Source organism: Tropicimonas sp. IMCC6043 (assembly GCF_004146235.1).
Lineage (GTDB): Bacteria > Pseudomonadota > Alphaproteobacteria > Rhodobacterales > Rhodobacteraceae > Tropicimonas.
This window is the reverse complement of record NZ_SELO01000064.1, coordinates 1-14,552: the sequence shown is the minus strand read 5'-3', so window position 1 is coordinate 14,552 and position 14,552 is coordinate 1. Positions and strand designations below refer to the sequence as shown.

Here is a 14,552-nt window from a genome sequence, read left to right as displayed (position 1 = left end):
GTTCGAGGGTGCGTTTCCGTCTCGTGCATGAACTTCGTTACAATTAGGGCGTGGCTCAGACCTTACAACGGGATTTCGAGAAGGACTCACTGGCATGGTTTGATCAAGGAACAGCACCCGACCAGCGATGATCGTGATCGAGCCCCCTGACGAAGACATTCTTGGTATCGGAGCCTCTTTGCCACCTGACTTGCAGTAGTACCTGAAGCTGATGCAGAACGGATTCGGGCTGAAGGATCTGCCGGGCACGAAGGCCGATTTCAAGGATATGGGATGGACCTTCAGGCTCGGATGACTCGGCCAGTCGGGGTCCGGCGGCGGGCGTTCGTCCTCGGTGTGGTCGCGACCTGTCTTGGCCTGCCGGCCGGGGCAAAGCAGAGGAGACTGGCGATGCCCAGGTTCATCAAGCTCACCTTCACGGGCATCCAGGACAAGCCGGTCGGGAGTCTCGTGATCGGCCCGGAAGGCATGGACGTTGCCGAGGCGATAGCCGCGCTCGGTCTCGCCGATCCCTCGGAACCGGACGGGCCAAGCGAACTGCTGATCGCAGAAGCCGGCTTCTCGGCGCTCTTCGCCAAAGCCACCTCGGCGCTTGAGCCGCTTGCCGATGCCGAGGCGAGTGTTCTCGACCTCTTAATACAGGATGAAGCGGCACAGATCCGGCGAGTGCTGGCTGAGACCGATGCGTCGGCATTTCTCGACAGGATCGCCGCTGCCCTTCCTGAAGTGGCGGGCGCGGCGGAAACCTTCAGCAACTGGCGCTTCCGGACCAATCTCTGATCCGTCCGTCTGCGAACACCTCGACCATCATGTAGCAGCTTGCGGTCTGCCATTCGTTATTCTGCTCGAACAGCACAGCGCCGATCAGGCAAATGATGGACGCCTCGTTGGGGAAAATCTCCACGACGTCGGCTCGCCGCTTCTTGGACCGGACACGCCAGGGCGACCGCTCACTGCGCATTCCCGACCTTGGGCCGGTTGCGGCATTTCGCAGGTGCAGCAAAAGAACAGAGCGCGTGCACGGCCCAATGCGGTCATTTCTGCAAAGTGTCCAAAATGTCTGCTATCTCGCCGTAGAGAGTTGCCTTTGAGCGATCTGCAGTGCTGTAGCGAATGCTGTGACGCAGCTTCCGATCATCTCGTTTCACGTTTCGTGGCGACCGGTTTGGTGCAGTCACCGACACGGCGAATACCCACTGCTGAGACCATTTCCCGCGCCCACAACACCGGGGTGGGAGGACCATTGGCCACGGATAGCCTACCCAGAAAATGAAAATTCCGCTCCCCGCCGAATCGGACGAATGCTTGCGCCGCAGCAAGTGGCACAGGGAGGTGCTCGCTGTCCCACATTCTTTGGTCCTTGACTGTCTAATTTCGTGTGGTGGAGCGCATCCCTAAAGACCGCTGTGTTCACATGACGGAGGTCGCTATTGGCGCGAAAGAATGCCTCCGGCCCCAGGGGCCAGAGGCACGGAACGGTTCAACCGACGGGAACTGTCCGCCGACTTGCCGTTGCCACGCACGAAGACGAGGGCAACAATGGTCGCGAGCAACCCGACCAGCGCGGCTCCGAAGAACGCGGCTCGGTATACCGATAGCATGTCGAAAGCGTCGTCTGGGGCGCCGGCGAACTGCGATGCTGCAACCGAAACCATGACCGCGAGACCGAGCGCCGATCGGACCTGGTAGGTCGTGTTGATCAGCCCGGACGCAAGGCCGGTGTCTTCGGGCGCCGCTCCCCCAAGGCCGGTCATCGTGACCGGAATATAGGCCAGCGACATGCCGAGCGCTGCAATCAGCGAAGCTGGTAGAACCGAGGTCAGGTAGGTTCCGTCCGCCGGGATGGTCGCCAGCAGACCAAGGGCGCCGCTCAATGCCAGGAGACCGGTTACCATTACGGGTTTCACACCGAAGCGAGCGATCAGGGGACCGGTGAGCTTGACCATGAAAATCATGATGACCAGCGTCATCGGCAGAAGCGCCAGGCCCGACCCGAAGGCCGAGAGGTTAAGCACCGACTGGAGGTAAAGGTTAAGGAAGAACCAAAGCGGGATCCAGGCTGCCCCCAACAGCGCCATGACGAGGTTCCCGGCACCGAGGCCCGGAGCCTGGAACAGGCGAAGCGGCAATAGCGGCGAGCGCGAACTGACCTGGACGATCAGGAACAAAACGAGCAGAGCGACGGCGCCACCTAGCAGGGACAGGGTCTGCGGAACCAACCACCCGACATGCTCCCCCGTGACGATCGCGTAGACGGCTGCAACGATCGCCCCTGTTACAAGTGCGGAGTCGATCAGGCCGATCTTTCCCCGGGAACCGGGAATGGCGCGCAGTATGGCTGGCCCTGCAGCCAGCACGGCAAGTCCCAGTGGCACGTTGACGAGGAAGGTCCAACTCCAACTCATCCACTCGGTGATGACCCCGCCGAGGAAGACGCCAGCCGTTCCGCCTGCGGCGGCGGAGGCGCCCCAGAAGCCGAAGGCGCGGCCGAGCTCCGCCGGACGAGAGCCGAACAAGCGCATCAGGAAGGACAGGGCCGCCGGGGCGATCAATGCCGCGCCCACGCCCTGCAAGGCACGACCAGCGAGGAGCACGGCTTGGCTGTCTGCCAGACCCGCGATGAGGGACGATGCCGTGAGAATGGCGAAGCCGGCATGAAAGATGCGACGGGAGCCGAACACGTCGGCGAGCTTGCCGCCAAGCAGAAGCAGACCGCCGAAGGCGATCACGTACGCATTGAATATCCAGCTCAAGCCATCGTCGGTGAAACCGAGATCGGTTTGGATGGCGGGAAGGGCGACACCGATGATCGAGGTGTCGAGGATTACGATGAACTGCGCGGCGCACAAAAGCGCCAGCGCCTTCCACCGCTTGGGATCGGGATTGGGAAGTGACATCGGATGATATCCTCTGGTTGCGATTGGCCCGCATCGATTCGTGCGGATGCTTCTCGTCTTGCGGGTTCCCATCGTGGCAAGGTCAACGCCCCTCCGAGCATGTCAGGGCGCACGCTCGGGCAAGCAAGTTCGCAGCGGGAACGGGGCGATTCCTTCGCCTTGACCTTCCCTGTATTGGAACCCCGAGAAGGCGAGTCGTCACAAATCCAACAACGTGGAGACTCCCGATGACGCATGTCGACTGCATTGACGCCCGCCCATTTCTGATCGGATCACTTCTCCAGCTTATGCGAACCGCTACACTCGAGCGCACGGTGCTGCCCGATGGAAAGGACAAGGAGATCGACGAGCACATCCTTCTCGAGTCGCACCTCGTCCGGACGCCACATGGTGTCGTCGTACGGAAATTGGCGAGCGGCTGACATCCGGCGGAACCATCTCCGAAGCCTGATCCTTAAGGATTGCGCGGTAAGGCTGTTGACCCTCCAATGGTGGGAAGGTGCACAACCGAGTCGGACCCGGCTTGGCCGGAAACGAATGGAGCCACGTCATGAATATTGGTGAAGCGTCGAAAGCAACGGGTATCTCGGTGAAGATGCTGCGGTATTACGAGGAAATCGGCCTCGTCCGCGCCGCACTGCGGTCCTACTCGGGGTACCGTGTCTATTCCGACAAGAACATCGCGATGCTGCGTTTCGTGCGCCGGGCCCGTGATCTCGGGTTCCAGGTCAAGCAGATCGCGGCGCTTCTGGACCTCTGGCAGGACGCAGGCCGCGCGAGCGCCGACGTGAAGTCTCTGGCCATGGACCATGTCCGCGAGTTGGAACAACGGCGCCGTGAACTCGACGAGATGATTGCCACTCTCGAACACCTGGCGCATCACTGCCATGGCGACGAGCGGCCCGATTGCCCGATCCTGACCGGCCTCGGGGCCGAGGATGAGGCGACGCAGAAGCCTCCACGGAAGAAGACCTCGCGCCGGAGTTTTGCGGTCGCCGGTTGATATCGGCCTCGCAACTGCCGGGGCGGCAGAAATCGGAAACGACGCGTCCGGGAAGAAATTCTGTTGGAGTGCCGGGTGGGATCAGCCCCCGGCAATCCACGTGTTTTTCAGCCAGTGGCGGTGATCCCCCCGGTATCGATGACGGTCTCAGGCGTAAAGAACACATCGGCATGCAGGTCGTCCCGCTTCAGACCCTTGGCAAGAACGACCTCCGTCAGGGCGTCGGTCATGACCGGGGGCCCCGCCGTGTAACATTTCCAACCATCGAGGTTCGCCAGATCGGCCCGGACCGCCGCGTGAACGAAGCCCGTCCTCCGGGCCGTCGGTGCGGTGGGAGACGACAGAACCGGTGTCACCGTCATGTCTCCGTGCCGCGCTGCGAGCTCGGCCAGACGTTCAAGGCCGTAGAGGTCAGGTTCGTCCCGCCCGCCGACATAGACACGGAGTGGCTGCCGCATGCCCTGGGCGACCGCGCTCTCGAGGATCGACAGGATTGGCGCCAGGCCGGAGCCACCGGCAACGGCGAGGACCGGCCCAGTATGACCTGTCCGCAAATGCGCCGAGCCGCGCGGCCCGGAGACATGCAGGCGGTCACCAACGCGGAGACGCTCGTGGATGGCCGTCGATGTACGCCCATTCGGGACGCGGCGGATATGGAATTCCAGCTCATCCGCGCTTGGCAGGTTCGCCATGGAATAATCCCGTGCGGGTACGCCGGGGAGCGCAAGCGTGGCGTATTGGCCGGGTGCGAACCGTAGGGCCGCGCCGTCCGCCCTGAGCCGAAGACGTAGAATGTCGTGCGTGAGCAACGCGGCTCCCGTGACCTCGGCCTCCATGTCACGATGGGGATAGATGGCCGCTTCATTCTCTTCCTCAAGCCAGAAGACGCTCACCGGCCCTTTCGGCACGGCGCGGCAAGCCAGGATCAGGCCGCCGTCGCGTTCATCCGGGGGAAGGGCAAAGCGAGAGTGGTCGGGAAGCTCCACCTCGCCGCTGGCGAGGCGCGATTTGCAGTTTCCGCAGCGGCCGGACTTGCAGCCGTGCGGGTAGTCGATGCCCGCGTCCAGTGCGGCCGACAGGATCGTCTGTCCGTCCGGCACCTCGATGGAGCGGGAAATGTTGAGAAGGGTGACATCAGGCATTTTGGGATACTCCATTGCAGGAAAGGGCGCACGTTGTGGCGCAGGGAAAGATGCCGGTACCGCTTGCGGTGGCACAGGCACAGAGGGCTTCACTGAGAGAGGTCGCCGGAACCCGTGGGACGCGGTTCAGGACAAGGAGCGCCAGCGCCGCCGCGAGCACTGGTGCGATGAACGCCAGCGACAACGCCAGGCCAACGCCGACTTCGGACTGCAGGGCGCCAATGCCGAAGTACAAAAGCCCCGCGAGTGCCGAACCGAGGCCGAAGACCATGCCCGAGGCCGCCGCACCCGACCGTGGCGCCAGGTCTTGCGAGGCGACGACGAGGATCGGCGTCGCGGCATAGCTGAGCGCACCGGCGGCAGAGAGCATGAAGGCGAATCCGAAGGTACCGGGGGCGAGCCAGAGCAGCACCACGAAGGCGGGAACGCTGCCGACCAAAACAGCTGCCAGCAGCCATTTGCGGGAAAGCCGCGTCGCGAGGAACCCGACGCCGATGCCGCCGAGCGCTGCAGCAAGGGAGAATGTGCCGAGCGTCCCGGCGATGGCCGGATGCGTATCCGTCAGACCGTGCCGTTCCATCAGGAACAGCGGTAGCCCGTTCAGGACGGCGGTGACTGGGAGAAAGGCAAAGGCAGCGGCCAGGGTGATCAGGCCGACCGGTCCGAAGACGAGCCGCCAGTCGAAGCCCTGACGTGTCTTCGATCGTGACGCGCCGCGGTTCCTGCCGCGAGGGGCGAAGACCAGGATCGTCGCCGCGGCCAGGATGCCGGGCAGTGCCAGGACGAACGGCAGCGCAGGACCGGCAAGCTCGCGCGCAGTGGCCAGCAGCGACGGACCGGCGGCATAGCCGAACATGCCGCCAGCTGAGAAGAGGGCAACCGCGAGTTCGGGCCTGGATGTGCCGCGCCGCACCAGCATGGAGCCGGCAGGGTGGATCGCGGCCGAGCCGAGCCCGGCGACGGCAACCAGCGGAAACAGGAGCGAAATGCTCGGCGCCACCGCCAGAAGGCTCAGCAGCACCGCGCTGAAGAGCACGCTGGCGGCGGTCACGGGTGCCTCGCCGAACCGGTCCGAGAGCTTCCCGAGCAGCGGTCCGGGCAGCGAAGCCGACAGCGCGAAGACCGCGACCAGAGCCGCCAGCGTCGCTTCGTCCAGGCCAAGCTGCAGATGGAACATCGGCAGTACGGCCGGCAGAAAGGCCGTGTAGGCGTCGTTGACCGTATGGCCAAACGTGCCGAGAACGAGCGGCCTGCGCCCGGTGTCGGAGCGCGACGGATCGAGGGTCAGATCGGCCATATCCCGACCTCCCTCAGGCGCGCCTCGATCCGGGGCTTCTGATCTTCGAAGGTGCCGTAGGTGAACCAATCTCCGATCTCGGTGATCGGGGCGACGCGCACGCCGAAGCGTTGCTTGGCTTCGTCCATGACGGCCAGTTCGGTGAGATCACGTTCGGAAAAATCGATGCCCAGGCGTCTGAGCCAGGCCTTCAATGTGCGGCAGTCGGGGCAGGTCGGGGTCGAATAGACGATGACGGTGATGGTCATGAGAACTCTCCTGGTGTCGAAAGGGGTGAATGGGGTGCGCGTCCCCGACCTGACCGGGGACGCGACGCGATCAATGCGCAGTGCGGGCTGCCTCGCTCATCGGCGCCTGGAACCGACGGAGCCTGAGCGCATTGCCGAGCACGAAGACCGACGACAGCGCCATGGCGCCGGCGGCGAAGACGGGCGACAGCAGGATGCCGGACACCGGCCAGAGCGCTCCGGCGGCGACCGGGATCAGCGCGGCGTTGTAGGCGAAGGCCCAGAACAGGTTCTGCCGGATGTTCCGCATCGTCGCCCGGCTGAGCGCGATGGCGTTCGGAACGCCCTTCAGGCTCCCGGACATCAGGACCACGTCGGCCGCCTCGATGGCGACATCGGTGCCGGTGCCGATGGCGAGGCCCACGTCAGCCTCGGCCAACGCCGGGGCGTCATTGATGCCGTCGCCCACGAAGGCCACCGACCCCAGTGCCTTGAGCCGCCGGATCGCCGCGACCTTGCCGTCGGGCAACACCTCGGCCACCACCTCGTCGATGCCCAGCCGGCGCGCAATTGCCTCGGCCGTGCGGCGGTTGTCGCCAGTGATCATGGCGACCTTGAGGCCGAGGTCATGCAGGGCACGGATTGCCTCGGGCGTGGTCTCCTTGATCGGGTCCGCCACCGCGATGATCGCGGCGAGCCGCCCGCCGATAGCGGCGTAGAGCGGCGACTTTCCTTCGTCGGCAAGTCGCTTGGCCGTGTCCGCGAAGGCCTGCACGCCGTGCCCGAGGCTCGCCATATAGCGGTCGGCGCCGATCTCGACCCGAACGCCGCCCACCTCTGCGGTAACCCCGAAGCCGGTCACGCTCTCGAAGCCCGAGAGAACGGGCAGCGACAGGCCCTCGGCCACGGCCGCTTCGACAATGGCACGGGCGATCGGGTGCTCGGACTTCGCCTCGACGGCGGCGACCCGCGACAACACGTCGGCGCGCTCGTACCCGTCGGCCAGAACGAGGTCGGTCAGGGTCGGCTTGCCTTCGGTCAGCGTTCCGGTCTTGTCAAGCGCCACCACGCGGGCGTCCTGCAGACCCTGCAGGGCGTCGCCCTTGCGGAACAGCACCCCAAGCTCGGCGCCGCGCCCCGTGCCCACCATGATCGAGGTCGGCGTCGCGAGGCCCATGGCACACGGGCAGGCAATGATCAGCACCGCAACCGCGTTCACCAGGCCGAAGGTCAGCGCCGGATCGGGCCCGAAGAAGAACCAGACGCCGAAGGTTAGCGCCGCGAGCGTCATGACCGCAGGAACGAACCACATGGTGATCTTGTCCACGAGGCCCTGGATCGGCAGCTTGGAGCCCTGCGCTTCCTCGACCATGCGAATGATCTGCGCGAGCATCGTGTCGCCGCCGACAGCCGTTGCGCGGAAGGCAAAGGCACCGGTCTAGTTTACCGTGCCGCCCGTGACCGGGGCGCCTTTGGACTTGGCGACGGGCAGCGGTTCGCCGGTGATCATCGACTCGTCGATCCAGCTTTCACCTTCGATCACTTCGCCGTCGACCGGGACCCGCTCGCCGGGGCGCACCTCGACGATATCGCCGGGGGCGACGTCCCCGACCTCGATCTCGGCGACGCTTCCGCTGCGCCGCACGCGAGCGGTCTTGGCCTGAAGCCCGACGAGCCGCTTGATCGCTTCGGACGTGCGGCCCTTGGCCCGAGCCTCGAGCACCCTTCCGAGCAGGATCAGCGTCACGATGACGGCGGCGGCCTCGTAATAGACATTGACGGTGCCTGCGGGCAGCAGCCCCGGCGCGAAGGTCGCAACGAGCGAATAGGCATAGGCCGCCAGCGTGCCGACCGCGACGAGGCTGTTCATGTCGGGCGCCGCGCGCAGGAGTGCGGGGATGCCCTTCCGGTAGAACCGGATACCCGGGAAGGCGAGCACCAGGGTGGTCAGCGCGAACTGGATCAGCCAGCTCGCGGTCAGTCCGATGGTCGATGCGATCAGGTGGTGCATTCCCGGAATGACATGGCTTCCCATCTCCAGTGCGAAGACCGGCAGGGTGAGGGCCGCAGCGATTGCCAGGTCGCGTGTAAGGATACGGCGCTCCTCTTCCTTCTGCGCCTCGGCCTCGGCATTGGCGGCACCGCTCCGGTCCATAGGCCGGGCAACGTAGCCGACATCCGCGACCGCCGCGATCAGGGTTGCGGCATCGACAGTGCCCTTCACGGTCGCCCGTTCGGTGGCCAGGTTGACGGTGGCCTCGGTGACGCCCGGCACGGCGCGCAGCGCGCGCTCGACGCGACCGACACAGGAGGCGCAGGTCATGCCGTCGATGGCGAGTTCAATGGTTGCCGCGGCAACCGTGTAGCCGGCATCCTCCACGGCACGGATCAGGTCGGCACGTTCGACGGGTCCGGCTAGGCGGATGTCGGCGCGCTCGGTGGCGAGGTTGACGCTGGCGTCGAGAACGCCGGGCACGGCGTTCAGGGCGCGTTCGACGCGGCCCACGCAGGAGGCGCAGGTCATGCCTTCGATAGGAAAGGAGATGGTCTCCCTGGTGAAACTGGCTGGCGCATTCATGGCTGATTCCCTTCGGATTAGCGTTGATGCGCCGAGACATGGGATCTCCCATGATGGGAGGGTCAAGCGATGATCTTGTCCTTTCTGACATTGCATGATGCCGCTTCACGCGCGGGCTCCTGTACCCAGAGTGATCGGAAACCCTGGGCACAAGCACCCTCAATAAAAAATCCGAAAATCCTCTCTTGACCCTCCAATGCTGGGAACGCCCACGTCTTGTTTCGCCAAGCAAGCAAAGGAGGCAAACATGCAATTCTACATCGAAAACATGACCTGCTTCGGGTGCGCCCGCAGCGTGACCAAGGCGATCCAGTCCGTCGACACTGGTGCGGTGGTCAATGCCGACCCCGAAAACCGCCGGATCGACGTCGAAACCTCGGCGACGCGGGCCGAGATCGAGGCCGTTCTCGCCGAGGCGGGCTACCCCGCCACGCGCGACGCCGCCTGACGGAGGCGGCGATGCCACGTCTTTCGTTCGCGTTCCTCGGTGTCGCCACCGCCGCTGCCCTCGGCCTGACGCTGCTACAGGCGCAGATCACGGCGGCCGGCCCCGGTGCGACTGGCCTTCCTGACCAGCCTCAGGTCCATACGTATGGGCATGGGGTCGAACATCAGGCGAACTGAAACCGAGAAGGTGGGCCCTTCCCGCGCCGGAATGGCCCCCCACAATTGGAAACGAATACTTGATTTCGGGATTTCCGGGAACGTTGTAGGCTCGTCTGGATGAAACGCCTGTCCGCCCTTGCGCTGTTCTCCCTCCTGTTCGCGACATTCGTCGCGACATGGCTGCCCTTCGTCGAGACGGCGAATGCCGCCGAGCGGCACGCAGGGCATGGCCAGGGCGATCACGGCAGGATGCACGTCCCGGCAGGTGACATGCATTCCGACGGCGCAGCGATCTGCAAACTCTACTGTGCCGCCGCGGCCGAAGTGCTCACGCCTCAGAGTGCGTTCTTCCGGGTCCAGTGGCTCTGGGATGGGTTCCTCATCGGACATGGAATCGCGCCGCAGGGAACGGCGCCGGAGGTGGCTGAACGCCCCCCGAAACCGGTCTTCGTCTGACTGCATCCGATCCGCAAGGATCGCCTTTCCCGATTGCATACGGACCCTTGGAGGTTCGAGGAGACGACGATGACCAATTTCACGAGACGCGGCCTGATGGCCGCAGGAGCTGCCGCCTGCGCGGCAACCCAGTTGCCGGCTGTCGCGCGGGCACGGACCTCAGCACCGATCGCCCTTGCCGCCGCGCGCCGAACGATCGACGTGGACGGCCGGGCGGCCAGCGTCTGGGGCCTTGCGCGCTCCGACGGCCGGCAGGGCCTAATACTGGATCCGGGCGAACCGTTCCGGGTGGCGCTAACAAATACGCTCGACCAGCCCACAATCGTTCACTGGCACGGCCAGATTCCTCCGAATGCGCAGGACGGCGTGCCTGACATGCCGATGCCCGTGCTCGCGCCGGGCGAGAGCCGCAGCTACGACTTCGCGGCGCGCCCGGGCACGCACTGGATGCACAGCCACATCCCCACGCAGGAGATGAAGCTGCTGGCTGCGCCTCTGATCGTGCGTTCGGAGGCGGACGTTGCCGAGGACCGGCAGGAGGTTGTTCTCTTCCTGCACGATTTCTCCTTCAAGGACCCGGAAGAGGTCCTTGCCGAAATTACCGGCGGCCATGGTGGCGGCGGACAAGCTGACGGCGGACACGGGGGGCATGGCGCCCACGCCGCTGCTCCAGCGGCCCCTGCAGCGCCCGCCGATCACGCCGCCATGGGGCACGGCATGGCCGGGATGACCATGGGGGGCATGTCGATGGGCGGCATGGCGATGGACCTAAACGACTACGACTGGGACGCCTATCTCGCGAACGACCGCACCCTGGCCGATCCGGAGGTGGTGACCGTCGAGCGCGGCGGACGCATCCGCCTGCGCGTCATCAACGCGGCGGCGGCGACGGTGTTCTGGATCGACACGGGTGTGGCCGCCGCGCGCCTCGTGGCGGTGGACGGGCACGGCGTGCAACCGCTCTCCGGCAACCGTTTCGGCCTGGCGATGGGGCAACGCCTCGATCTCGAGATCGACCTGCCAGCCGAGGGCGGCGCATGGCCGATCCTGGCACTGCGGGAAGGCGCGCGGGAACGCACCGGGCTTATCCTGGCAACGCCGGGTGCCGCCGTCGAGCGCATCGCCGCGCTGGCCGACGTCGCGGCGCCGGCCTTCGACATCGATCTGGCGCAGGAAGCTCGCCTCACCGCTCTTGAAAGCCTGCCCGGTCGCCCGATCGATCGCGGCCGGATGCTCATGCTCGGCGGCTCGATGCAGCCCTATGCCTGGACCATCGACGGGCAGACCTGGGGCGGCCACAGCCCGGTCCGGGCGCGCCCCGGCGAGCGGGTCGAACTGATGTTCCACAACATGTCGATGATGGGTCACCCGATGCATCTTCACGGCCATGTCTTCCAGGTGGTGGAGATCAATGGCCAGCGCGTCTCGGGCGCCCTGCGGGATACCGTCTACATCCCTCCGATGTCGATGGTGACCGTTGCGCTCGACGCCGGCGAAGCGGCTCGCTGGATGCTGCATTGTCACCACATGCCGCATCTGGCCACCGGCATGATGACGGAATTTCAGGTTTCGGCCTCAGCCTGAGGTGCACGGGGCGCCCGGTTGGGCGCCCCTATACGACTTTCTGTTCGCGGTCCACGCTGAGTTGGACGCAGGGCACCACTTCGCGCGTCCAGATCCAAATCTCCTGTGTGGGCAATCTTTCTCTGCCATTGCAGCGATGTTCTGCTGCTGCCATCATCTCAGCACTAAATCTGGCCGATTTCCGCCTTTCATTCCAACCGCAGCGAAAGTCTGCTTCCCGCCCGTCTTGAAGGATGCCGCAGTTGCGAACGGCGCTGGTGGACAACGATCGCGAACGGCAGAAGCGAGCGGTCAGCTGCCGCACGCCGCGGTTTCGTGTTCGATTCCAACGTTCCTGAAAGCCGACTTGGAAGCCTATCTTGGGCAGCCGACGCTAGGTTGGCGCTGCGGATGGGAGTGGCGGATCTGAGGAAACGTTATGGAAAACGTAAACCTTCCTGTTGTCCGAGCTTGCCGACAACCATGGAACAAGGGGCGAATTGTTGGTCAGAAGCGACCGCTGCTACCAAAGCATGTTTGGGCCATCCGGGTACGACTGGAACTCGCCGAGCGGCATCGTGACCTGGCTCTCTTCAATCTCGCCATCGACAGTAAACTGCGAGGGTGCGATCTCGTGAAGCTCAAGGTCGCGGATGTCTACGCTGCCGGGCTGGTCAAGGAGCGCGCTTCGGTCATCCAGAGCAAAACCGACAAGCCAGTTCGGTTCGAGATTTCGGAAGGAACTCGGAGATCGATCTCGCAGTGGATCGCGGATCCTTTGATGATCGGGTCGGAATTCCTGTGGCCGGGCCGCTTCCATGAGCGGCTGCATATCTCTACCCGCCAGTATGCGCGCCTGGTTCGAGAATGGGTTCAGTCGATCGGCCTGGACCCCACTTCGTACGGAACGCATTCGATGCGTCGTACCAAGGTTGCGCAGATCTATCGCAAGACCGGCAACTTGAGAGCAGTACAACTCCTGCTGGGACACACGAAGATGGACAGCACCGTCCGTTATCTCGGTGTCGAATTGGAAGATGCACTCTCAATTGCCGAGTCCGTCGATCTCTGACGAGTTGGGCCGATCTACCCGATCGGCCCACGATGTAATACCGATTTATGAGTCCGCTTCGCCGACCTAGCCGCCGTTCACAGCGCCAACGTCATCAACTGTCTCCTTTGCGCGCTGCCCAACGCCTTTGCCGAGAACCGGACGTTTGTGGTTGCATGCTGTGAGGACGGCTAAGGGGCGGAGCCGCCAATTGCGGTGGTGCCGGTAGTCGCAAAGGCATCGCGGTTGAACGCCGTGCCGAAGGATTGGTCACCGCCCAGATCCACTCCAACAGACAATTCCAGATCCTATATCCCCGAGACCAGACGCGGAGACTGGCCAGACCCGCCGGCCACACCTGTCACAGCCGAACCGGATATGAAGATGCCGGACCCGGAAACATCTTCACTCGGCGGAGTGGGCCTGTTGTTGGGACCGCACCCCTCGAGTACTGCGACCCGCCCGGCCACGACCAACTTATCCCGGATCATTAAACCTTTTCCATCCACTAACCTTGCTCACATTCCTTCAACAGATGACGTGTTCCAAGACTGACCGCCAGACAACTTCCTGCTGAACGGCAAATCGGATACCCTTTTCGCATGCATGGAAGGGAGGACGCGGTGGGGCATCGGACCGCGGCGCGAACCCGTCAATTCGGGGATCTGCAATCAAGGAGCAATCGGCCCTTGGTTCGCGGACGATTTGTCGATGAAATCGACGTGATGGCCCGTTGCCCGATTGACCACAATGCTCAAACGTAGCCGTGACGTCGCCTTCTTCGTCATTCTATCCTTCGTGGCCTCTTCCGCCGTGGCCGAGCAGTGCCGGCTTGCGCTGGCACTGGCATTCGACGTGTCCGGCTCGGTCGACGGAGGAGAATACCGTCTTCAGATGCGGGGCATGGCCGAAGCGCTCGGGGACGCAGAGGTACAGGAGGCACTTTTTGCGGTGCCGGGCGTCCCGGTGGCGTTGGCGGCCTACGAATGGTCCGCTTCCTCGTACCAGCAGATGATCGTCGACTGGACGCTTCTGGCCGACGCCGTCGCGTTGGAAGGCGTACGAGAGCAGTTCGCCAACTGGAAGCGGCGGCCGGCGCCCGAGGCCACGGGGCTCGGCGTGGCTATGGATTTCGGAATGACCCTCCTGGAGCGAGCGCCGCGGTGCTGGGACCGGACGTTGGACATCTCAGCCGACGGCGAGAACAACAACGGGCTGTCGCCGGGTCAGTTGAAGGCCTCCGGGCGGATCGACGGGCTGCGGGTGAACGCACTAGTGGTGGCGTGGAATTTTCAAAGCTTCAAGAAGATGACCGAGGACTCGATTGCCTCCCTGGCGTCCTATTTTCTTTCCGAGGTAATCCAGGGCCAGGATGCTTTCGTTGAGGTGGCGGTCGGCTACGACGACTATGCTCGCGCGATGAAGAGAAAACTCTTGCGCGAACTAACGATCCAGGCGGTCGAGGCACCGGGACTGGAGAGCGACCGCAGGTTGGTCGGCCTGCATAGTGGGGATCTCTAGATTGAGCGGCACCGAGGGCGCGGTCGCGATATCGAACCATCGCTCTAAACGAACATTGGCAGGTTCCGGCTGGATTGAATGAGTTAGAGCGTTCCCAATCTATTCGGTTTCATAGCCTGCGGCTGTGAAGAAGTTGTAGCATTCTTCTTCAGTGAAGAGGTTGCAGACGTGTCCGACGACCTGCCAAAGCTGTTCGTAGGTTCGAGCGGCG

13 protein-coding genes and 2 pseudogenes are annotated in these 14,552 nt (G+C 64.1%); 9 read left to right on the top strand and 6 right to left on the bottom strand.

What is annotated here, in order from left to right:
• Positions 1-390: 390 nt before the first annotated feature.
• Entirely contained in the window at positions 391-780 is a 390-nt protein-coding gene (locus tag EU800_RS24080) for a hypothetical protein (protein ID WP_129636042.1), read from the top strand.
• Here EU800_RS24080 and EU800_RS24075 read toward each other — a convergent pair.
• Positions 749-922 (bottom strand): annotated as a pseudogene (locus tag EU800_RS24075) (transposase); the annotation flags it as partial. The gene EU800_RS24080 and the pseudogene EU800_RS24075 overlap by 32 nt on opposite strands.
• A 505-nt stretch (positions 923-1,427) precedes the next feature.
• Positions 1,428-2,897 (bottom strand): MFS transporter, encoded by a 1,470-nt coding sequence (locus tag EU800_RS24070; RefSeq protein ID WP_129636041.1) that lies wholly within the window; start codon positions 2,895-2,897, stop codon positions 1,428-1,430.
• A gap of 227 nt (positions 2,898-3,124) precedes the next feature.
• On the opposite strand from EU800_RS24070, the gene EU800_RS24065 reads away from it, so the two are divergent.
• Entirely contained in the window at positions 3,125-3,319 is a 195-nt protein-coding gene (locus tag EU800_RS24065) for a hypothetical protein (RefSeq protein WP_129636040.1), read from the top strand.
• Between the two features lie 128 nt (positions 3,320-3,447).
• Positions 3,448-3,900, top strand: coding sequence for a Cu(I)-responsive transcriptional regulator (gene cueR / locus EU800_RS24060; RefSeq protein WP_129636039.1), 453 nt, complete (start codon positions 3,448-3,450; stop codon positions 3,898-3,900).
• Positions 3,901-4,007: 107 nt separating this feature from the next.
• On the opposite strand, the gene EU800_RS24055 is transcribed toward cueR, so the two are convergent.
• From EU800_RS24055 to EU800_RS24040, 4 genes and pseudogenes are all read right to left on the bottom strand, one after another.
• Complete coding sequence (locus EU800_RS24055) at positions 4,008-5,042, bottom strand: 2Fe-2S iron-sulfur cluster-binding protein (protein ID WP_129636038.1); 1,035 nt, start codon at positions 5,040-5,042, stop codon at positions 4,008-4,010.
• Positions 5,035-6,339: an MFS transporter gene (locus EU800_RS24050; RefSeq protein WP_129636037.1), complete on the bottom strand. Its 1,305-nt coding sequence runs from the start codon at positions 6,337-6,339 to the stop codon at positions 5,035-5,037. Before EU800_RS24050 ends, EU800_RS24055 begins: the two co-directional genes overlap by 8 nt.
• On the bottom strand, positions 6,327-6,587 hold the full coding sequence (locus tag EU800_RS24045; protein WP_129636036.1) for a glutaredoxin family protein: 261 nt from the start codon (positions 6,585-6,587) through the stop codon (positions 6,327-6,329). The genes EU800_RS24050 and EU800_RS24045 overlap by 13 nt, the downstream gene beginning before the upstream one ends.
• Positions 6,588-6,657: 70 nt before the next feature.
• Positions 6,658-9,144, bottom strand: a pseudogene (locus EU800_RS24040) (heavy metal translocating P-type ATPase).
• Positions 9,145-9,391: 247 nt separating this feature from the next.
• Here EU800_RS24040 and EU800_RS24035 point away from each other — a divergent pair.
• The 6 genes from EU800_RS24035 (at position 9,392) to EU800_RS24015 (ending at position 14,341) form a co-directional block, all read left to right on the top strand.
• Complete coding sequence (locus EU800_RS24035) at positions 9,392-9,592, top strand: heavy-metal-associated domain-containing protein (RefSeq protein ID WP_129636035.1); 201 nt, start codon at positions 9,392-9,394, stop codon at positions 9,590-9,592.
• Between the two features lie 11 nt (positions 9,593-9,603).
• Positions 9,604-9,768: a hypothetical protein gene (locus tag EU800_RS27040; protein ID WP_165354826.1), complete on the top strand. Its 165-nt coding sequence runs from the start codon at positions 9,604-9,606 to the stop codon at positions 9,766-9,768.
• Between the two features lie 99 nt (positions 9,769-9,867).
• Positions 9,868-10,206: a hypothetical protein gene (locus tag EU800_RS24030; RefSeq protein ID WP_129636034.1), complete on the top strand. Its 339-nt coding sequence runs from the start codon at positions 9,868-9,870 to the stop codon at positions 10,204-10,206.
• A gap of 69 nt (positions 10,207-10,275) precedes the next feature.
• Positions 10,276-11,790: a multicopper oxidase family protein gene (locus EU800_RS24025; protein WP_129636033.1), complete on the top strand. Its 1,515-nt coding sequence runs from the start codon at positions 10,276-10,278 to the stop codon at positions 11,788-11,790.
• 418 nt (positions 11,791-12,208) lie between these two features.
• Positions 12,209-12,841 (top strand): tyrosine-type recombinase/integrase, encoded by a 633-nt coding sequence (locus tag EU800_RS24020; protein ID WP_129636032.1) that lies wholly within the window; start codon positions 12,209-12,211, stop codon positions 12,839-12,841.
• A 729-nt stretch (positions 12,842-13,570) separates the two neighbouring features.
• Complete coding sequence (locus EU800_RS24015; RefSeq protein ID WP_129636031.1) at positions 13,571-14,341, top strand: DUF1194 domain-containing protein; 771 nt, start codon at positions 13,571-13,573, stop codon at positions 14,339-14,341.
• Positions 14,342-14,552 lie beyond the last annotated feature (211 nt).